This window comes from Pelotomaculum schinkii, from assembly GCF_004369205.1.
Lineage (GTDB): Bacteria > Bacillota > Desulfotomaculia > Desulfotomaculales > Pelotomaculaceae > Pelotomaculum_C > Pelotomaculum_C schinkii.
In genome coordinates this window covers 680,745-700,165 of the sequence record NZ_QFGA01000001.1, presented here as the reverse complement: position 1 = coordinate 700,165, position 19,421 = coordinate 680,745, and the positions used below count along the sequence as shown (strand labels likewise).

Genomic DNA, 19,421 nt, shown 5'->3' with positions numbered 1-19,421 from the left:
TGTGTGCTGACTAAAGTATTTTAAAGGGGTAGTTTGATATGTCTTTGACGGTGTTTCAAGGATCCATAGAATTAGGAATTATATATGCCATAATGGCCCTGGGTGTTTTCATATCCTTCAGGACGCTCAATATTCCCGATCTGACGGTGGACGGAAGCTTTGTCCTGGGTGCGGCCATATCGGCGGTTATGTGTACAAACAGCAATCCGTTCACAGGATTGCTGCTGGCTTTTGTGGCTGGCTGCGGAGCCGGTTGTATAACTGCGCTGCTTCATACCAAATTAAAGATTCAGCCGCTTCTTGCCGGGATACTGACCATGCTGGCCTTGTATTCCGTAAACTTAAAAGTAATGCATGGCAAAGCGAATATACCACTTATTAATATGGCTACCATCTTCAGCAGTTTTGAAGGTTTTTTATTAAATGATTATACGAAAATAGTCATATCTTTTGGTATATTACTGGTTATTCTAGTAATTCTGTTTCTGTTCCTTAAAACCAAACTAGGCTTTGTTTTGAGGGCAACTGGCGATAATGACCAAATGGTGAGGGCTCTCGGTGTGAATACGGACTTTACCATACTTGTTGGTCTGGCTATATCCAATGGACTGGTGGCTTTATCCGGATCGATTATAGCTCAGTATCAATCATTTACCGACATCAGCATGGGAACCGGTATGGTCATTATTGGTCTGGCCTCTGTCATTGTAGGGGAAGTTATATTCGGGACTAAGACCCTGCTCAAAAGGCTTATTGCCGTAATACTTGGTTCTATCATTTATAGATTGGTCATCGCCTTTGCCCTTGAACTCGGTATGCCGACAACAGATCTGAAGCTTGTTTCAGCGGTGATAGTAGCTTTGGCACTATCTATGTCTACGATAAAAGATGGTTTTGAAGTTATGAAAAAGAGATTGGACGCAAGAAGCTAAAGAGGAGGGCAACCCTGTTGTTAAAAATCGAAAAAATAAGCAAAACATTTGGTAAAGGCAGCGTCAATGAGAAGCTGGCTTTGGATAATATCAGTCTTTCCATCGGTGAAGGCGAGTTCACCACTGTGATTGGTGGAAACGGAGCAGGAAAGTCTACTCTGTTAAACTGCATATCAGGCGTGCATGGTATAGACAGTGGAAAAATAATGATAGACTCAATCGATATCTCCTTCAGCCCCGAGTACAAACGTTCAAGATATATGGGCAGGGTGTTTCAGGATCCGATGAAAGGTAATGCCTATGATATGAGCATTGCGGAAAATTTGGCCATAGCGTATGCAAAAGGTAAGCCCGTTGGACTGGGAGCAGGGATAAGAAAGAACGACCTGAAACTGTTTAGAGAGCGCTTGTCACTTTTGGAACTGGGATTAGAAGATAGAATGGAGCAGAAGGTCGGGCTGCTTTCGGGAGGGCAGCGCCAGGCCCTTACGCTGCTCATGGCTACCATCGTCAAGCCGAAGCTGTTATTGCTTGATGAACACACGGCTGCCTTGGACCCGTCCATAGCAAGCAAGGTATTGCAGCTTACACGGGACATTGTAGCCGAACAGAAGCTTAGTACGATTATGATTACCCACAATATGAAGGCGGCATTGGAATATGGCACAAGGACTATCATGATGCACGATGGCAGAATAATACTTGATATCGAAGGGAAAGAAAGAGAAGATATGACGGTGGAAGATCTGGTTGAACTTTTTGGCAAGAAAAGCGGCTCAATGCTTGATAATGACAGAATGCTGCTCGGTTGATGCCATTGAAGTTGGCGCTGTCTGGCATCATTATACTATCATTATGATATAATAGCGGTAGGGTCATTAAAAAAAGCACCGATCGATATTATCAAAGAAGTTGCGGCCCGAAAAATGATGGCCCGACTGCCGGCATGGAAGTCAGGAGACTAACTTGAAAAAAACTGTCTTGAAAGTGTTTAATGAGATTCTTATGCCAACAGGAAGGATTGGCTATTCAAAAATATCGCTCCAGGAGGTCGTTTTATGAAAGTTATTGCCTTTAACGGGAGTCCGAGAAAAAATTGGAATACTGCGACGCTGCTTGACCACGCGCTTAAAGGCGCCGCTTCGCAAGGAGCTGATACAGAGCTTATCCATCTTTATGATTACAATTATAAGGGCTGTATCAGTTGTTTTGCCTGTAAGCTGAAAGGCGGTAAAAGTTATGGCAGGTGTGTTGTAGATGATGATCTAAAACCAATTCTTGAAAAAGTTGAAGAAACCGACGCCATTATTCTGGGTTCACCGATATACTTTGGGGTGACAACGGGCGGGATGAGATCCTTCCTGGAGCGGTTAATGTTTCAGTACCTGGTGTATGATGCAAACTATTCCAGTCTTTTTAAAAGGAGAATCCCGACAGGTTTTATTTACACAATGAATGTGAATCAGAGACGTTTGGAGGAGATGGCATACCAGCAGAATCTCAAAGGAACGGAAATGGCAATGAAGAGAACTTTTGGTGCATCGGAAGCGCTATTTGTTACCGATACATATCAGTTTGACGATTATTCCAAATATGAGACGTCAGCTTTCAATGTGGAAGAGAAGGCAAAGAGACGGAAAGAAGTCTTCCCCGTGGACTGCCAAAAAGCCTTTGAGATGGGGGTAAAGTTCGCCCGTCAAAGTATTAGTTGACGAAAATAAAAAAGCGGCTGCTTATTTATTAAAAAGCAGCCGCTTTTTTATTAGCTAGTCCAAATCCGCAAGCAAATTTACGGTACTTTTAGAAGGATCATTCAACGGCGCCAATTAATTCCTGGAATTATGATGCCAGCGCAGGGTGACATGAAAACAGCAGCAAGAGAAACAGATGATATCGAACGATTAAGGGAAATTGATACCTGCTTTTTGCGCTTGGTAATGCTGATACTTTCGGGGGATGGTATAGAGTCTGCCGTCCTTTTCAAAACGAGCGCCAGTTTGCTTAAAATAGAAAGGCACTCCCGCTCGAAGGCATTGCTCCCGAATGTCAAGCACCCAGTCGTACCTGCAAATACGGGCGTTATTTCCCGATTCACCGCCAACTGTCACTTCCTTAATCTCGGCGGAAAGATAATCCGAATATATTCTATTAGCTCTAACTTATTTTTGATTGTATTCTAAGATAAAACGAAAAACAAGTAGATGTCATGGAAAACTGAAATCAAGACCTTGAAGTAAAAGCAATTTCATACAATATTTATAAATAATAAATATTAGTCATATATATAGGCATATTGCTATAATAAATCATACTTTGTTTAAGAGCGATCCCGATGGGAAAGGGTATGATTTTAAATGGAGAAATTTACACCCGGTTATCTTCGTTCCTGGTACGTATTATTCACCGTAGGGGTTGGTACCTTTTTATCCTCCTTAAACACAAGCACCACAAACACAGTATTACCCACAATCGAACGATCCCTGGGGATCACGCTGGTTCAGTCGGAATGGATTGTCCTGATTTATCTGCTCGTTTTGACTATATTACTGATACCAATCGGAAGGCTATCGGATTTATGGGGACACAGGCGGGTGCTTTTATTCGGATTTGCTATTTTTACATCAGCAGCGGTACTATGCGGTGTATCGCAAAATTATTTTTCGCTATTGTGGGGAAGGGCGTTGGTTGCTCTTGGTGGAGCCATGATCATGTCAGTAGGTCCTGCCATCTTAACGACCACATTCCCGATTGAACAGCGTGGCAGAGTGCTCGGGATTCAAGCACTTATGACATATATAGGGCTTTCACTGGGTCCAGTCCTTGGAGGCTGGTTGACACAGGCTTGGGGATGGCAGACAATCTTCCTTGTAACAGTTCCTTTTGGTATCAGCGGCCTTCTATTAGGTATATGGGCAGTTCCAAAAGTTGTTGTGGCGGACCCAAAAGCTCTAGACTTGAAAGGGACTTTCTTGTTCATACTTGGAATGGCAGCCGTAACTTTGTTGCTGAATTCTAATGCCATCAAACAATACCGTACCCTTATTCTGTCACTACTTGTTATCGTTTTCGTGGGTGCAATTTGGGCTTTTATTCACACTGAACGTGAGCAAGGAGATCCAATGATCGACCTTGAACTCTTTAGAATTAATAATTTTGGCTTCGGAGCATTAGGCGCGGCGCTAAATTATCTGTGCTTCTTTCTGATTATATTCCTTCTTCCTTTTTATTTTGACCAGGTTTTGCATTTTCCGGCCTCAACGGTGGGCATGTTTATGGCCATTACACCACTGGTTATGACGGTTTGCGCTCCCATCGCAGGCGCTATGTCAGACCGGTATGGTCCACGGACGCTAACTACGTTGGGGATGGCTTTCAATACTATAAGCCTGGCTTTGTTCGGGATCATGGTTCAGCTGGGTTTAACAGCACATTGGACATTGATCGCTGGGCTGATTTTTGCAGGATTAGGAACAGGTACTTTTGCAGCTCCGAACAACTCAGCGATCTTGGGTGCGGCTCCGCGTTCTCAACAGGGTGTGGCATCCGGGGTTTTAGCCACAGTTCGCTATATCGGCATGATGTGTGGAATTACAATTGGAGGGTCGCTTTTCTATTTGTTAATTGGGTACTTCACCCACCAGGGTGCGGACACGGTACCCGCATTTTTACACGCATTTTCAATTGTTATGTGGGTTGGGGCTATGTTTGGAACCCTGGGCTTTTTTTGTACTTTTGCGATGACAAATGAAGCCCATAATGTCGCTGCGTGATTAACCACATTGCCGGGATTTAATAAAGAGTTGACGCGCGGCGCTAAACCTGTAGAAAAGCGCTCCGGACAGAGCCAGGGGAAAGAGTGTAATGAAATACATAATTTGATAACCGGTTGCCTCTGCCACATAGCCCCAGAGAATCGTCCCCAAACCAATGCCCAGGTCAAAGGCGATAAAAAAAGTGCTGGTGGCGGAGCCCCGTCTATGAACTGGCGCAAAACGCACGGCCTGGGCCTGTAAAGTAGGAATGCAAAAGCCAAAACCAAGGCCAACGATTGCGCCGGCAGAAAGGAAGCCCGTGATGGTATTGGACAGGCCAATGGCGGCCATGCCAATGAAAAGGGCCAGGTGGCCAATGAGTAAGACCATATCGGCGCCGCCTCTGTCCGTCCAGCGACCGGATATAGGCCGGGAAATTATCATAGTCAGGGCAGTGGCGGTAAAAAACAAACCGATATTGGCAATGCCGCGTTCAGTCGCGTACAAAGCAATAAACGAAAGCACTGAACCGTAAACAACCGCCAGAAAGAACATCACTCCGGATGCCGGCATGGCGGTTTTTTCCAGAAGGCTGGCCCAGAGCCCTGTGACAGAGCTGGCTGGAGTTCTGGCGGGAGCATTGGCTTCCCGGACAGGCAAACTGCAGCAGAAGGCCACCAAGGCCAATAGAGTTATCATTAAAAATAATGTGGTGTAACCTGCTCTTCCCACTAACCAAAAACCCAGCATGGGGGCTAAAGACATCGAAAGAGAAGTGGTTAACCCGAAATACCCCATGCCTTCGCCCATACGGGCAAGGGGCAAACTATCCGATACGATGGTGCCGATGGCCGTGGTGACCAAGCCGAAGGCTAGACCATGAAAACCTCGTATCACCATCAATAATTGGATATCCGTTGCAAACTTGTATAGTAAAGTGATGGCCACCACCATCACCAGACCCATGATCATAAATTTTTTCCGGCCATAGTTATCTAACAACCAGCCGGATATGGGGCGAATAACCATCGCGCTAATGGTATAGACGCCCATCACATATCCAACGTCCCTTTGGTCACCGCCAATTTCCAAAAGATACACAGGCAGGGTGGGGAGGAGCATCTGTAAACTCATAAATAGGGTTAAATTGGCTAAACATAGCAAGGTGAAATTCCTGGTCCAAATGGAGGCTGTTTGTTTCAGTGTTAGGCTGCCTTTGGCCTGTAGGTCATCTACTAATTCTGTCAAAAAAACAAATCCTCCAATACCAATAAGCTGTACGTCGTCTGTACAGCTTATTCACAAAATGAATGTTTAGATGGCTAACTCAAAGTTATTTTTTTAAAGCCGCCTGTGGTGTCAGCAATTTCTGCTGTTGCTTCTTCCAGGTAAAATAATCCCATTTTATATCCTGTTTTTTCATTGTAGATTTCCTTTAATCTTGGCAACGTTTCAAATGCTTTCTCAAGAGCATTTTCTCTATCATCAACAACGGCCTTGCCATTAATGCGAATCCATTCGCCCTTAGCGCTTGTAGTGGAAATTTCAACGTAGGGGTTTGCTAAAATTTGCTGATAGGATTTTTTATGTTTACCTGCGCCGAAATAAAGCTTGTTCTCATAACACATAAAAAAGCCAAACGGCCTTACTTTTCGGCTTGGCGCCATCAACTGTTGCAAAATAGAACGGATTATTCTCACTTAAAAACTTTAGTACTTCTTCCACTTATAGGCATCTCCTTTTATTTAAACTTTATTTTACTCTCATATTAGATATTGTATCACAATATGTCAATTATAAATTAGGCGTATTAAAATGGAGAAATAGATACGAAGAATGAGATACATACAAAAATTATATCCATAATCAAAAATATGAGATGTGCCGAATGGAATCCAAATTATATGGTTGAAGTAAAATATGGAAATGTTTTATAATAATAGTGATTATGTAATCTGATAGAAAAACAAGGTATTATTATGGGGAAGAAATTGCACGAAGGGCACAGGCAGAGAGTGAAAGGCCGGTATCTGGCGGAAGGACTGGACTCTTTCGAAGACCATCAAGTACTGGAACTCCTGTTGTTTTATTGTATACCAATGAAGGACACCAACGAACTGGCGCATAAAATAATCGGTGAGTTTGGTTCACTGGCCAACATATTTGAAGCAGATCCTAAAGATATATGCAAACGTTGCGGAGTAAGTGAAAATACGGCAATACTTCTTTCAATCATTCCCTCCTTGACCCGGCGATATTTCAAGGGTAAATGGGGTGAGAAGCCGGTATTGAGCAGTTCTACTAAAGCTGGTGAATATGCTGTTTCGCTTTTTACGGGCCGCACTTACGAGGTGTTTTATGTTATTTGCCTGGACTCACAAAACAGAGTCAATTATGCTGTGCTGGTCCATGAAGGGACTATCAATGAGACACCGGTGTATCCAAGAATCATTGTTGAAACGGTCTTGCGGCATCAGGCGAACAGTGTGATCTTGGCCCACAATCATCCTGGTGGCTCCATGCGGCCGTCGGATGCCGATTTGCAGATTACTAAAAGGATAATTGCCGCGCTGGAGGCAATTTCTGTGCATGTAGCGGATCATATTATTGTTGCTGGAGACAGATATTTTAGTTTCGCAGAGAAAGGATTCATATGAAATTAATTACATTGGGACAGTTACTAGTTTTCATATGATAATGCGAAAAAACGATTAATGAAAAACCGTCTCATTCTTTAGTTATCAAGCAGTGGACGGCTTTTTTTATTATGCAGCTTGTATCCGTACTATTAATCAGCATAACCTATTAAAATAATTAAAAACAAATATTTCATTTTTTCATTTTTTGATAGTAAGATAAGCTAAAATAATAAATTGAAATTCACTATACGACATAAATTGCTTTATTTGCATACTTATTAATAATATCCCATATAATGTTATATGGATATTTGTATTTCAAAGCAGTACGGATTCAGGTATAATCTAGGGTATCTGGAGGTGGAACTGGTGAAGGAATATGTTATCTTAGTAGATGAAAATGATAATTCGGTTGGAATCGCCGAGAAAATTGATGCTCATAAGAACCCAAAGCTGCACCGGGCGTTTTCAATCTTTATTTTCAACTCAAAGGGTAAATTGTTAATTCAGCAACGTGCTGAGAATAAATATCATTGTCCAGGGATGTGGGCGAATACTTGCTGTAGTCATCCGCGGCCAGGTGAATCCTTGGAGAAAGCCGCGCATAGAAGACTTCAGGAAGAGATGGGCTTTGATACTAAAATGGTGAAATCTTTTGCATTTATTTATAAAGCCCAGTTTGATAATGGCCTGACGGAAGAGGAATACGATCATATTTTTGTGGGGAAATGGGATGGAACACCAAAAATAAATGTAACAGAGGTAGCTGATTACAAGTGGATTTCAGAGGATATTTTAAGGGAAGATATTAAAAAAAACCCGGCAATATATACGCCATGGTTTAAAATTGCTCTGGGAAAACTTCTTGATAAAAATATAAAAGGTCAATTTGTAGACAAGTGGAAATTTGATGTGCAGGTTGATGAGATTCTTGATTCCGTTCTGCCGCCTGTGAAGCCGCAACTTATCGAAAGCATGGGTTAACTTCTAACCGCTATATCCGATTAATCAGCTTCGAAAATCAAAAAATATTTTAACTTTAAAAGAAGGAATGTCCCTTAAATAAGCGGAATTCCTTCTTTGCTTAGATAATAGTTAACCAGCAGCTATCTCAAAGGAGGCATTGCTTATGATTCAAAGGATATTGGTCGGTTATGACGACGGTGCACTTTCACAAAAAGCTCTTGAAACTGCAATTGAGATGGCCAGAAATAACAAAGCGGAAATCTTTATTGTATCAGTATTGGATATACCTCTCTATATATCTTCTCCCGATATGCTGCCTCCTGATAATATCTCGATTACCAAGTTCTTTTACGATAATACCCGTCTGTATTTTGAAAAGTTACAGGAACAGGCTGCCATCAGGGTAAAGGAGGAAGGGCTTGCCGTGACTACCAAGGTTTTGGAAGGAAATCCCGGCAAAACCTTGGTTTGGTACGCTGAAGAGATTAAGGCTGATCTTATCGCTATAGGCTCTAATAACCGGGGCATCCTGGACAGGTTATTCCTGGGCAGTGTATCCAATTACGTCATTCACCACGCCAAGCGCATGGTCCTGGTGGCCAAGAACTAGCGGAATAAGCCGGTATAAATGGAACCCGCAGGTCAAACCTGCGGGTTTTTTGCTTTTAATGGACCAGCGATTCTTCCAAAACTTTTTCGCGGAAACGGTCAAAGCCGATTCGGTCGATAAACCGGCCCAGGCGCTCGTTGGTGCGGGCTTCTTTCTTATATACATCAATCGTGCGGTCAAGTAAGGCCAGCACCTGCTGGCTGGTCTGGCTCTCAATCAGCTTTTGGCCAAAGCGCGGGTCGAGTCCGCCGTTTCCCCCTACATAAATGGTAAAGCCCTTGGGCATACCCACCACCCCAAAGTCAATCACCATGGAGTCCATGCATTTGTTGGGGCAGCCGCTCACACTGATTTTGAACTTGGAGGGCAGGGTCATACCGTGGTAGCGGTTGTCAATCTCGCTGCCGAGACCTACCGAGTCCTGCTGACCCCGCTTGCAGAAGGTGGTCCCGGGGCAGAACTTGACGCTGCGGACGCAAAGCCCGATGGCGGCTCCCGGGACAATACCCAGGTCCTGCCAGGCTGCATCTATATCTTCCTCTTTTAGTCCAACGATGGCTATTCTCTGGGAAGACGTGACTTTTAAGGCCGGGCAGTTATATTTTTTTGCTACGTTGGCGATTCTAATCAGCAATTCGGGGTCGGTGATTACTCCCCCGGGGATATGGGGAGCGATGGCGTAGGAGCCGTCCCGCTGCAGAATGGCTCCTTTTTCCATAAGATCTCGCCTGGGCGCGCTGTGCTGGAACCTTTCGTCAAGCTTATTTGACATTTCCTGATTTTCTGCCACTCAGGTTACCTCCCTGGCATTATTCTGCTGTTATTTTCTCAAAAAATCAGCAAGCTATGTATGATGTTAGTAGGTTCATGGTAAAATGGTGAAAGTATACACGAAAGAGTCAGCATAGAACGGCAAAATAAAGGAGTATGGTATGGAGGATTATCTGGTACGGGGAGTCGGGGAAGACGGCAAGTTCCGGGTTTTTGCCGCGACTACCACTCATCTGGTTGAAGAAGCAAGAAAGAGGCATGATACCTGGCCAGTGACCAGCGCCGCCCTGGGCCGGTCGTTGACAGCCGGCCTGCTGCTGGGTGCGAACCTAAAGGGCGAGGACCTTATTACCCTGCGTATCTTCGGGGACGGGCCGCTTGGAGCAATTATAGTAACCGCGAACGCAGCCGGTGAAGTCAGGGGTTATGTCCAGGAACCCCATACCGACCTTGAGCATGCAGCCGGCGGGAAGCTGCCGGTGGGGGCAGCGGTCGGGAAAGGCGTTTTATACGTTACCAAGGACCTGGGATTAAAGGAACCCTTTACCGGGAGTGTGGAGCTTGTCTCCGGCGAAATCGGCGAGGACATTGCCCAGTACCTTTTAGTTTCCGAACAAACCCCTTCAGCAGTGGCGCTCGGGGTACTGGTAGCCCCTGACGGCGGTGTTAGAGCTTCCGGTGGTTTGATTGTACAGCTTTTTCCAGGAGCGGAGGAGGAGGTCTTGACCCTGTTGGAAAAAAGCATCAGCCAGCTGACGCCGGTCAGCACCCTGGTTGCCCGTGGCTTGCCCCCCGAGGAAATTGTTGCTGAAGCTGTCGGGGGACTAAAGGTACATTACCTGGAAAGAGTCCCCTTGAGTTTCAAATGCAGGTGTTCGCATGAAAGAATTGGAGATATTCTTGTCGCCATGGGCCAACAGGAGATCCAAAAAATTTTACAAGAACAGGGGCAGGCCGAGGTTCGCTGTCACTTTTGCGGCCGTACGCATATCTTCGCAGCTCCAGAGCTGGAGGCTATCTTGAAAACGGCAAGCCAGAGGTCATAATAAATTTACATTTCACACGGTCTAATGATAAATATTTTCTATTAAAATAATGAAGGTATTTTATTGCAAGTCCTGAATTCTTCCATATAATCTAATATATTAAGCAAAGGAAGAGATTCTATGACCGTGAAGGTGCTTGACTGCCGGGGGTTGGCCTGCCCCGCTCCAGTGATTAACACCAAAAAGGCATTGGAAGAAGTAGGGGTGGAGCCCCTTCTTGTAATCGTCGATAATGACGCTGCCAGGGAAAATGTTTCCCGTTTTGCCGGGAATGCCGGACGCAGCGTAGAGGTCGAGGAGAAGGACGGCGCCTACCACCTGATCATCGGTGGAACAGGAGGGGAGGTCCCCGCTACGGACCCCGCTAAGAAAGTCGTGGCGGAGGTTGAAGAAGGCAGGGCGGTGTACTTTATAACAAGCAACGCCATTGGTCAGGGTTCACCCGACCTGGGTGAAGTCCTGATGAAAAGCCTGATGGTTACGCTCGCTGAACAAAAGTCAGCCAAAGCGCTGCTTCTTCTTAATACCGGAGTGTACCTGGCTTTGGAAGGCTCACCGGTGTTGGAACAAATGCAAAAGCTGGCTCTTGCGGGGACGGAAATACTGGTCTGCGGTACCTGCCTGAATTATTACAAGCTGAAAGAAAAGCTGGCCGTTGGAGTGGTCTCCAATATGTACGATATCAACAGTCGACTTATTGAACCGGGCAAGGTCATTACTGTGGGGTAGTGTTTTCGGAAAGCAGCAGATCTCTGTGGTGTCACTGACCAGAATTAGGAGATTATGGTCAGTGACGCTTTCTTTAGGCAGCTTACCATAATACGTGCAGTTGTTTTGTCTTAATATACATGAAAGTCCAGGTTGTGAATAGATGGGACAATTCCTGGTGGTGATGATACCCGGAATTGTCCCGTCTGCATTAAACTGCGTCTGTGGCCAGTCCCCGGTTTTCTCCTTTACCTGTCCGGGGAGTGAAAAGCCGGGGCTCTCTCTTCCTAAAATTGTTCGGTTCTCTAACCCTGCTTAAGAAAGTTTTTGTCCGTTCGTGACGGGGTTCCTCGAAAATCTGTTCCGGGCGCCCGACTTCCACAATTTTACCTTCATCCATGTAAACCAACCAATCGCCTACCTCCCTGGCAAAGGCCATTTCATGGGATACCACAATCATGGTCATGCCCTCGGCGGCAAGCTGCTTCATCACCGCCAATACCTCTCCCACCAGTTCGGGGTCAAGGGCCGAAGTCGGTTCGTCAAACAGCATAACCTTGGGTTTCATAGCCAGGGCCCGGGCAATAGCCACCCGCTGTTTCTGGCCGCCTGACAGTTGAGATGGGTAGGCATGGGCCTTATCAGTCAAGCCTACTTTTTCCAGCAATGCCATGGCGCTCTCATATGCTTGCTGTTTATCCACTTGGCGGACTTGCACAGGCGCTTCGGTAATATTACCAAGCACGGTAAAATGGGGAAACAGGTTAAAGTGCTGAAAGACCATCCCTACATCCCGGCGCAGGATGTTAAGTCGGTTTTTTTTGCGACGGTCCACTATATTTCCTTCAATCCATATTTCTCCGCTGCTGGGTTCCTCAAGGAGATTAATACAGCGCAATAGAGTGCTTTTTCCCGAGCCACTGGCGCCGATGATAACAACCACATCGCTTTTCCCCACATTGAGGTCAATGTCACGTAGTACATGCAGGGAGCCAAAATGTTTGTTGAGGTTTTTAATTTTTATCAAATAAAACACCTCCTTTAAATTTCATCTACTTTAAGACGCCGTTCAAGGGCATTAACAGCTAAAGTGAAAATAGTAATCAGAAACAGGTAGTAGAGACCACCCATGGCATAAAATTCCATTGAACGGAAGGTAGAAGCTGCAAACCTCTGTGCCAGGTGAAATAGTTCATCCATGGCGATAAAGGCTGCCAGAGAGGAGTCTTTGAGCCCAATGATAAACTGATTGCCAAGTGGTGGGATAACGCGCTTAAATGCCTGAGGCAGGATGATCCGGCGCATGGCGAGCGGATAACTCATACCCAGTGAGCGAGCCGCTTCCATCTGGCCGCGATCTATGGACTGTATGCCGGCCCGGAATATTTCCGCAATGTAAGCGCCGCTGTGAACCGCCAGGGCAATTGAGGCCGACCAAAACTGGCCGAAGTCCACAATCTCAGCCAGGCCAAAATAAACGAAGAAAAGCTGTACAATTAGAGGTGTACCCCTGATTAAACCTATATAAATATCCGCAATACGGTTAAATAATTTTCGCTTGGAAATTTTGAGGAGGGCAAACAACAGACCGATGGCCATACCTATAGTTATTGAAGCGGCTGTCAGCAGTACCGTAACCTGCATGGCCTTGAAAAAAAACGGTCCGTAGGTTATCAGATCGGATAAGAAATGCAAGTCAACACCCCCCAACTTTCTAGGGAAGGGGAACCCGCCTGGGCGTGTCCCCTCCCTCTAGTATGAATAGCATGCCGGCAATATAAGAATAAAAGGTTGTCTAACCTTTTATTTACTGATGTCTTGATCAAAATACTTTTTACTGATTTCCAGATAAGTACCGTCTTGCTTAATTTCCTTAAGGGCATTGTTTACTTTTTCCCTCAAAGTGTCATCCTCCTGGCGGAAGGCAATACCGATTTCCTCCACGAACAGGAGGTCTCCGACCATTTCGATGTTTTTCAGTCCGGTCTCATCTATGGCAAGTTTGCCGACAAAGCGGTCGGTGATGACAGCCTGCAAGCGGCCGGCGTCAAGGTCACGCAGAGCAGTCTCGTCACTTGAGTAGTTAATAATATTTTGTGAATATTTTCTTGCTTCTTCGTCATAAGTACTCGTGGTGAGCACGCCGATCTTGGTATCTTTCTTTAGGTCTGCTACGCTTTTTATCCCAGATTCCTTATAGACAAAGAGCTGGCCTCCGGAAACGTAATAGGGGTCTGAGAAATCGACCTGTTGCTTTCTATCCTCGGTTATAGTCATACTGCCTAGAATGGCGTCATACCGCTTGGCCTGCAGTCCGTTAATCAGGCTGTCCCATGGCGCCGTAACAGGTGTTGGCTCCAGGCCCATTTTTTCAGCCAGGGCTTTGCCGATTTCCACGTCGAAGCCGGTCAGGTTATTGCCTTCGTCATAATAGTTAAACGGGCGGTATTGGCCGGAACAGGACCAACTGAATGTTTCTTTAACCTGCTCGCCGGTAGTTGGATTTTCGCTTTCTTTAGATCCGCCGCAGCCGGCCACGGCGAATACCAGCATGGCCACCAGAATCGCGTGTAACAGGGTTTTCCGTATCATAAAATGATTTCGCCTCCCATAATAATTTTTTTCTATAAGCTGGTCCTCTTGTCCACCTCCTTAAACTTGCATCTTAAAACATAAAACCCAGGAATATCCCTGGGACTTTGGCAAACTGGCTTTAGCTTGTTTTGCTAACCTATTCTGCCTTGACTTGATATAAGCTTTAAATAACCAGGGGATATCCCGATTACATTCTAAAATTTTATGAATTTCACCTTACTTTGACTTGCAATGGGGAAAAATAGTTAGCGTGACACACAATAACAGACAACTTTATTAATATAATCAAGTTGTTGGTTGTTTTATGATATCATAGTTAGATTACTTGGTCAATATAGCAAATCGCCTGATTAAACAAAAGATTCCCAAATTTATGATGGCGCCTGGCTTTTACAAAGGAGGGTATGTATAATTCAGAGCATGTCTAACAGTTATTAAGACTCCTTCATTGTATCAATGCCGGTTCGGAACTTATGACCGGGAGGCATGTATGGAGTTTGGGGAATAGCTGCAATAATATAATTTTTTTGGGGGAGCAGCAACTATTTCTTATAGTTCCATGGTGATTATATCAGCCTTGATTGCACCACTGGGGTTAATTATTAATAGAACGTCAATATAAGAACGTCAATATAAGATTGACCTGGAAAATTTATTATGATATACTGACAACAGGCAACCTTATTGAATGATATAAGTTGTCTGTTGTCAGTATATCTTGAATTTAATATTGCTCCTAATTCGCTTAATTCTTCATAAAAAGAAGCGGGGGAACCAATTTACGGGGTGAATCGGTGCTCGACCAGACTCCAACGTGTTGTCGGCATCGTAGGGCTACTCTTTCGGCCCGAATCCGTCAGCTAACTTCGTAAGCGTTGAAAGGGAGGAAACAGGCGGTCTACAACCAGCCTTTGACTTGCTTGACCTCTTTTAACCCCCGGACGTATGCTCCGGGGGTTTTCTGCACTTTATTTCTTGCATTACAAATAAAATTTGAAAGGAGATACTTGTGATGTCCATACCTTCTATTGAGAAATTCGAATTTACGAACGAAGAAAAACAGGCTATTGCGCTTAAACGGGCGGATGATTTAAAAAAGAGAATTAATGATTATCTGGAAAAAAAAGATGAAATAAAGACCGGTTTTGATATGCAGGAAATGATTAATTTTAACAAGGAAAGGCAGCTCGGTTATTTCGACGCCAGCGAAGAAAACTGGCATGACTGGCGCTGGCAGATGGCCAACCGGATCAAAGATGTATTTACGCTAGCCCGGCTATTTGGCTTTAATGATGAACAGTGCACTCATATTAGAAGAGTGGGGATGCGTTATCGATGGGCAATATCACCTTACTATGCCTCGCTGATGGAAGGAGACTGCAGCCACGACCCGATCCGCATGCAATCGGTACCTTCTATCGATGAGATGGACAGTACCGGTTATGTCGATCCCATGGCCGAGGAATTCACTTCCCCAGCGCCGTGCGTCACCAGGCGCTATCCGGACCGGTTGATTATCAACGTTACCAACCAGTGCGCCATGTACTGCCGCCATTGCCAGAGGCGCAGGAATATCGGCGAGGTGGATCAACACAAGCCACATCAGAATCTAATGGCTGCGTTGGACTATATCCGGGAAAACAAGGAAATTCGCGATGTCCTGATCACAGGCGGCGACGCGCTGCTTCTAAGCGACAGAAAGATAGACTGGCTGCTGGGTGAACTGGATAATATCAAGCATGTGGAAATAAAGCGTCTGGGCACCAGGACCATTGTCACTTTGCCGCAGCGAATCACACCGGAGTTATGTGAGGTTCTTAAGAAACATCCCCCAATTTATATTAATACGCAGTTTAACCATCCACGGGAGATTACACCGGAGAGCAAGCAGGCCTGCGATAGACTAGTTGAAGCCGGTGTGGTTTTAGGGAATCAGGCGGTTCTTTTAAAAGGAATAAACAACGACCCGCACGTTATGAAAAAACTTAACCAGGAACTTTTGAAGATAAGGGTCAAGCCCTATTATATTTTTCAAGCTAAAGCGGTAAAGGGTACACGCCATTTTATTACGTCTGTGGACGAGGGTATTGCAGTTATGGAAAAACTGCGCGGCTATACTTCCGGTTTGGCCGTCCCGACATACATTATCAATGCCCCCAACGGTTACGGAAAAACTCCTGTTATGCCTCCTTATATACTGAACCAAGGAGACGGTAAGGTAAGGATGCGTACGTGGGAAAACAGGTTGCTGGACTACCGTTGCCTGCCCGAAGGAGAATAAATGATTACACCCGCCTGGCACGGTATTGTTATCTATTCCATGGTTTGAGCGGTCCCTGCCATGAGAGACAATGCTTCTTTTATATCTGCCGATTCATTTTCATTGGCAAGCGCGAATAGATAATCACCGACTATGATTTTTGTATTTCCCCTGGGGATAATTTCGGCTTCGCCCCGCTTAATACTTATCAGCAGGCAGTGAGGCGGCCAGGCGATATCCATTATTCTTTTGCCTTCCAGCTTTGAACCAAGACATACGGCAACTTCAATCAGGGTCTTATTGTCCCAACCGGAGTAAATATTGTGATTCTTTTTAACCAGCGACCGCGCCAATAATGTTTCATATATTGGCGCGGTTTTTAAGATATCACTAACCATATAGGCAGTTACCGAAACGATGATTAGCGCTAATAAATGGTCAAAAGAACCTGTCATTTCAGTAATTAGAATACTGCCGGTCACCGGCGCCTTGACAATGGCGGTGAAATAAGCAGCCATGGCCAAAACAACAAAATTATTAAAGAAATGTTGATCAATATGAAAATAGACTATGAGCATATTGCCATATATAGCTCCGGCCAGCGCTCCGATAACCAGCATCGGCATGAATATTCCTCCCGGTACGCCGGAACCGTAGCTGATCATGGTATATATAAATTTAACAGTAAAAAATATTAATAAAATAGCGATCCCATAGCTGGCCTGTCCAACAGAGTCGATGAGTTTGTTTCCTCCCCCCAGAACTTCAGGCAGGAAAAAGCCCAATATTCCACCGAGTATTAAGGCTGGCGCCGACATAAACGTTTTTGGCAGCCAGGTGATCTTATTGTAACTATCCATTGTCTTTGTCAGCGTCCGGTTAAAGAGAAAGCCCAAAAACCCGCAGATGACACCAAGACCAACAACATAAATGTAGTAATTATGCGGTAACACAACGAGATCATGGAAGTTAAAGACAGGTTTTTGGCCGAAGACTTGTTGGGTTATTAAATCGGCTGTTAGCGATGCTGCCATAGCCGACATCAAGACAGCCGGGGAAAAGTTTTTGTGCAATTCTTCAAGCGCAAAGATTACTCCAGCGAGCGGCGCATTAAAAGCTGCTGCTAAACCAGCGCTGGCGCCGCTTGTAATTAAATACTTTTCCTCTATTCTTAACCTGCCTAAAAGGCGGCTGACGCCTTGACCCGCCATAGCTCCCAATTGGATGGAGGGACCCTCACGTCCCAGCGACATGCCTGAACCAATAGCAAGAACTCCGCCAAGAAATTTCCCTATGATTATTTTTAGCCAGCCCATCTTGAAGTGACCCAGGATAATACCTTTTACCTGTGGTATGCCGCTTCCGCTGGCCATAGGGACTATATGGGAAATAAAACCCAGGCAGACAGACACCATTATTAGCGCAATAAACCATAAAAAAGTGACCCCAGAGCCGTTTACCTCTAAAACAGTATAGATATGTTCGCGCAATAATTCGGCTTTTTCCAAGAGGTACCTAAACGCCACGACCAGTATACCAGCGAATAAACCGACCAAAATTCCCTCAAAAAATATTTTTAAACGAAAGCTTTTCCATTGAATCAAAGCAATATGGCTTTTTTTTGTCTCCAATAATAATGCCTCCAAACATAAAAGACCGTTATGAATATGAATTCGATATACAACGCTATCTTACCTACTATTCTAATGCTATTTTAGAGTTCGGGAAAAAACAAATACCACTTTCACGTTGCTCGTTTCATGCAGGTATCAGGATAACGGATTAGACCTTTATTGTTTTCGAAAGGGCCAGAGGAATATTGACTCATGGTGGCAGGTGAATTATAATATATTTAGATAATTACCTAAATATCAAATTAGCTGGGAGGGATATCTTATGGTTGGCCTTACTTTTAAAGCCTTGGCCGACCCAACGCGCCGTAAGATATTGAAGCTTTTAAGGGAACGTGATTTGACCGCCGGCGAAATAGCCGATGAGTTCGACATATCCAAACCAAGCATATCGCACCACCTTAACCTGTTAAAGCAGTCTGGACTGGTACTGGATGAGCGACACGGCCAGTTTATTTACTATTCCCTGAATATGACAGTCTTCCAGGAGGTAATGGGCTGGTTTTCAGATCTGTTAAATAGAAAGGTAGGTGGAGCCAGTGAATAGAAATAATAAACGTTTACCGGATACCTTTAAAATATTTTTGTCGGAATGGCCGTTATGGCTGTTGATTGTAGCGGCTCTAGTCCTTGGGGCGGTGGTATACCCGCAGCTGCCGGAGCGGGTGGCCAGCCACTGGAACTACAGGGGTGAGGTGGACGGCTATTCCTCCCGCTGCTGGGGAGCCTTTGGCATCCCCCTGCTAACTGCGGGTATTTATCTGGGTATGCTGCTCCTCCCTTTAATCGATCCAAGCCGTCAGAACTACGAAAAATTTGCCGGGGCTTACCGGGTCATCAAAGCGGTACTGGTGATCTTCATGACAGGTCTTCACCTGGTAGTTGTTTTAAACGCTTTAGGTTTCCAGGCTCCGGTTGACAGGATTGTAATGACAGGAGTGTCCCTGCTGCTCCTGGTCATCGGAAACTACATGGGGCAGTTCCGGCACAACTATTTTGTGGGCATTAGAACACCCTGGACACTGGCCAACGAAGTGGTCTGGCGGAAAACACACCGATTGGGCGGCCGGCTCTGGGTTGCGGCAGGTATTCTGGGGTTGGTCGGAGCCCTGATGGGCGGCCCGGCTGGTGGACTGGCTCTGGCAGTAGCCCTCGCCCTGGCGGTAATCGTCCCTTTCGTTTACTCGTACCTTGAGTTCCGCAGGCTTTCAAAATAAAGCCCAGACCACCATGTCGTCCAGCGCCGAACTTGTGGCAGCCAATGTGACTTTTGTGCGAATGAATTCGCACCTACATTTAGCTGGGTTCAAGAGTGGCTTCTTAGAATAGTCGCTCGCAATGTTATTTTGAGGACAGAATGAAACAACCACATAAGCTATGTTAAAACAAAAAGCTGTTGATTAAAACAACAGCTTTTTGTTTTACCCTGTCCCGGCATGCGATTGCCTGGAGACTGCCGTTTTCCCGGAATTCGCACCTCATTGCGGTAAGCGATACCTTTATATACCACT

20 protein-coding genes and 1 riboswitch are annotated in these 19,421 nt (G+C 45.1%); of the genes, 12 read left to right on the top strand and 8 right to left on the bottom strand.

Annotated features, from left to right (window positions below; all coding sequences use genetic code 11):
* Positions 1-38: 38 nt before the first annotated feature.
* The 3 genes from Psch_RS03380 (at position 39) to Psch_RS03370 (ending at position 2,644) form a co-directional block, all read left to right on the top strand.
* The gene (locus tag Psch_RS03380) at positions 39-932 is read left to right on the top strand and encodes an ABC transporter permease (RefSeq protein WP_190239119.1); all 894 of its coding nucleotides are present in this window, start codon (positions 39-41) and stop codon (positions 930-932) included.
* 17 nt (positions 933-949) lie between these two features.
* On the top strand, positions 950-1,744 hold the full coding sequence (locus tag Psch_RS03375) for an ABC transporter ATP-binding protein (RefSeq protein WP_190239118.1): 795 nt from the start codon (positions 950-952) through the stop codon (positions 1,742-1,744).
* A gap of 246 nt (positions 1,745-1,990) precedes the next feature.
* Positions 1,991-2,644: a flavodoxin family protein gene (locus tag Psch_RS03370; RefSeq protein WP_190239117.1), complete on the top strand. Its 654-nt coding sequence runs from the start codon at positions 1,991-1,993 to the stop codon at positions 2,642-2,644.
* A 189-nt stretch (positions 2,645-2,833) separates the two neighbouring features.
* Here the strand turns inward: Psch_RS03370 and Psch_RS03365 are convergent, their stop codons facing one another.
* Complete coding sequence (locus tag Psch_RS03365) at positions 2,834-3,040, bottom strand: DUF5131 family protein (protein WP_243123940.1); 207 nt, start codon at positions 3,038-3,040, stop codon at positions 2,834-2,836.
* 246 nt (positions 3,041-3,286) lie between these two features.
* On the opposite strand from Psch_RS03365, the gene Psch_RS03360 reads away from it, so the two are divergent.
* On the top strand, positions 3,287-4,702 hold the full coding sequence (locus tag Psch_RS03360) for an MFS transporter (RefSeq protein WP_190239116.1): 1,416 nt from the start codon (positions 3,287-3,289) through the stop codon (positions 4,700-4,702).
* Here Psch_RS03360 and Psch_RS03355 read toward each other — a convergent pair whose 3' ends face one another.
* Positions 4,703-5,932, bottom strand: a complete 1,230-nt coding sequence (locus Psch_RS03355) for an MFS transporter (protein WP_190239115.1) — start codon at positions 5,930-5,932, stop codon at positions 4,703-4,705. It abuts the gene before it with no gap.
* Positions 5,933-6,006: 74 nt separating this feature from the next.
* Positions 6,007-6,384, bottom strand: a complete 378-nt coding sequence (locus tag Psch_RS03350) for a pyridoxamine 5'-phosphate oxidase family protein (RefSeq protein WP_243123939.1) — start codon at positions 6,382-6,384, stop codon at positions 6,007-6,009.
* A 279-nt stretch (positions 6,385-6,663) separates the two neighbouring features.
* Between Psch_RS03350 and radC the strand changes: the two genes are divergently transcribed.
* The 3 genes from radC (at position 6,664) to Psch_RS03335 (ending at position 8,899) form a co-directional block, all read left to right on the top strand.
* Positions 6,664-7,341, top strand: a complete 678-nt coding sequence (gene radC, locus Psch_RS03345) for a RadC family protein (RefSeq protein ID WP_190239114.1) — start codon at positions 6,664-6,666, stop codon at positions 7,339-7,341.
* Between the two features lie 351 nt (positions 7,342-7,692).
* Positions 7,693-8,307 (top strand): isopentenyl-diphosphate Delta-isomerase, encoded by a 615-nt coding sequence (idi, locus tag Psch_RS03340; protein ID WP_206663715.1) that lies wholly within the window; start codon positions 7,693-7,695, stop codon positions 8,305-8,307.
* Positions 8,308-8,452: 145 nt separating this feature from the next.
* A complete protein-coding gene (locus Psch_RS03335) occupies positions 8,453-8,899 on the top strand; it encodes a universal stress protein (RefSeq protein ID WP_190239112.1) in 447 nt (148 codons plus the stop codon).
* Positions 8,900-8,954: 55 nt separating this feature from the next.
* Here Psch_RS03335 and Psch_RS03330 read toward each other — a convergent pair whose 3' ends face one another.
* Positions 8,955-9,689, bottom strand: coding sequence for a nitrite/sulfite reductase domain-containing protein (locus tag Psch_RS03330; protein WP_243123938.1), 735 nt, complete (start codon positions 9,687-9,689; stop codon positions 8,955-8,957).
* Positions 9,690-9,831: 142 nt separating this feature from the next.
* Here Psch_RS03330 and hslO point away from each other — a divergent pair, with 142 nt between their 5' ends.
* Together hslO and yedF are read left to right on the top strand one after the other, a co-directional pair.
* Positions 9,832-10,716, top strand: a complete 885-nt coding sequence (gene hslO / locus Psch_RS03325; RefSeq protein ID WP_190239111.1) for an Hsp33 family molecular chaperone HslO — start codon at positions 9,832-9,834, stop codon at positions 10,714-10,716.
* Between the two features lie 120 nt (positions 10,717-10,836).
* Positions 10,837-11,445 (top strand): sulfurtransferase-like selenium metabolism protein YedF, encoded by a 609-nt coding sequence (gene yedF, locus Psch_RS03320; RefSeq protein ID WP_190239110.1) that lies wholly within the window; start codon positions 10,837-10,839, stop codon positions 11,443-11,445.
* Between the two features lie 190 nt (positions 11,446-11,635).
* Here the strand turns inward: yedF and Psch_RS03315 are convergent, their stop codons facing one another.
* The 3 genes from Psch_RS03315 to Psch_RS03305 all read right to left on the bottom strand — a co-directional run bounded on the left by Psch_RS03315 (position 11,636) and on the right by Psch_RS03305 (position 14,016).
* A complete protein-coding gene (locus Psch_RS03315; RefSeq protein ID WP_190239109.1) occupies positions 11,636-12,451 on the bottom strand; it encodes an amino acid ABC transporter ATP-binding protein in 816 nt (271 codons plus the stop codon).
* Positions 12,452-12,465: 14 nt separating this feature from the next.
* A complete protein-coding gene (locus tag Psch_RS03310; RefSeq protein ID WP_190239108.1) occupies positions 12,466-13,119 on the bottom strand; it encodes an amino acid ABC transporter permease in 654 nt (217 codons plus the stop codon).
* 108 nt (positions 13,120-13,227) lie between these two features.
* A complete protein-coding gene (locus Psch_RS03305; protein WP_190239107.1) occupies positions 13,228-14,016 on the bottom strand; it encodes an ABC transporter substrate-binding protein in 789 nt (262 codons plus the stop codon).
* Positions 14,017-14,751: 735 nt separating this feature from the next.
* Positions 14,752-14,910, top strand: a riboswitch (cyclic di-AMP (ydaO/yuaA leader).
* Between the two features lie 121 nt (positions 14,911-15,031).
* Between Psch_RS03305 and eam the strand changes: the two genes are divergently transcribed.
* Entirely contained in the window at positions 15,032-16,300 is a 1,269-nt protein-coding gene (gene eam, locus Psch_RS03300; RefSeq protein ID WP_190239106.1) for a glutamate 2,3-aminomutase, read from the top strand.
* Between the two features lie 32 nt (positions 16,301-16,332).
* Here the strand turns inward: eam and Psch_RS03295 are convergent, their stop codons facing one another.
* Positions 16,333-17,910, bottom strand: coding sequence for a ClC family H(+)/Cl(-) exchange transporter (locus Psch_RS03295; protein ID WP_190239105.1), 1,578 nt, complete (start codon positions 17,908-17,910; stop codon positions 16,333-16,335).
* Positions 17,911-18,175: 265 nt separating this feature from the next.
* On the opposite strand from Psch_RS03295, the gene Psch_RS03290 reads away from it, so the two are divergent.
* Positions 18,176-18,457: an autorepressor SdpR family transcription factor gene (locus Psch_RS03290; RefSeq protein ID WP_134218385.1), complete on the top strand. Its 282-nt coding sequence runs from the start codon at positions 18,176-18,178 to the stop codon at positions 18,455-18,457.
* On the top strand, positions 18,450-19,127 hold the full coding sequence (locus tag Psch_RS03285; RefSeq protein ID WP_243123937.1) for an SdpI family protein: 678 nt from the start codon (positions 18,450-18,452) through the stop codon (positions 19,125-19,127). Before Psch_RS03290 ends, Psch_RS03285 begins: the two co-directional genes overlap by 8 nt.
* Positions 19,128-19,421 lie beyond the last annotated feature (294 nt).

Bases quoted from the DNA above. Each gene is read 5' to 3' on its own strand.
- Psch_RS03380 (WP_190239119.1), top strand. From the start codon at position 39: ATGTCTTTGACGGTGTTTCAAGGATCCATAGAATTAGGAATTATATAT.
- Psch_RS03370 (WP_190239117.1), top strand. From the start codon at position 1,991: ATGAAAGTTATTGCCTTTAACGGGAGTCCGAGAAAAAATTGGAATACT.
- Psch_RS03360 (WP_190239116.1), top strand. From the start codon at position 3,287: ATGGAGAAATTTACACCCGGTTATCTTCGTTCCTGGTACGTATTATTC.
- radC (WP_190239114.1), top strand. From the start codon at position 6,664: ATGGGGAAGAAATTGCACGAAGGGCACAGGCAGAGAGTGAAAGGCCGG.
- Psch_RS03335 (WP_190239112.1), top strand. From the start codon at position 8,453: ATGATTCAAAGGATATTGGTCGGTTATGACGACGGTGCACTTTCACAA.
- hslO (WP_190239111.1), top strand. From the start codon at position 9,832: ATGGAGGATTATCTGGTACGGGGAGTCGGGGAAGACGGCAAGTTCCGG.
- yedF (WP_190239110.1), top strand. From the start codon at position 10,837: ATGACCGTGAAGGTGCTTGACTGCCGGGGGTTGGCCTGCCCCGCTCCA.
- Psch_RS03305 (WP_190239107.1), bottom strand. From the start codon at position 14,016: ATGATACGGAAAACCCTGTTACACGCGATTCTGGTGGCCATGCTGGTA.
- eam (WP_190239106.1), top strand. From the start codon at position 15,032: ATGTCCATACCTTCTATTGAGAAATTCGAATTTACGAACGAAGAAAAA.
- Psch_RS03290 (WP_134218385.1), top strand. From the start codon at position 18,176: ATGGTTGGCCTTACTTTTAAAGCCTTGGCCGACCCAACGCGCCGTAAG.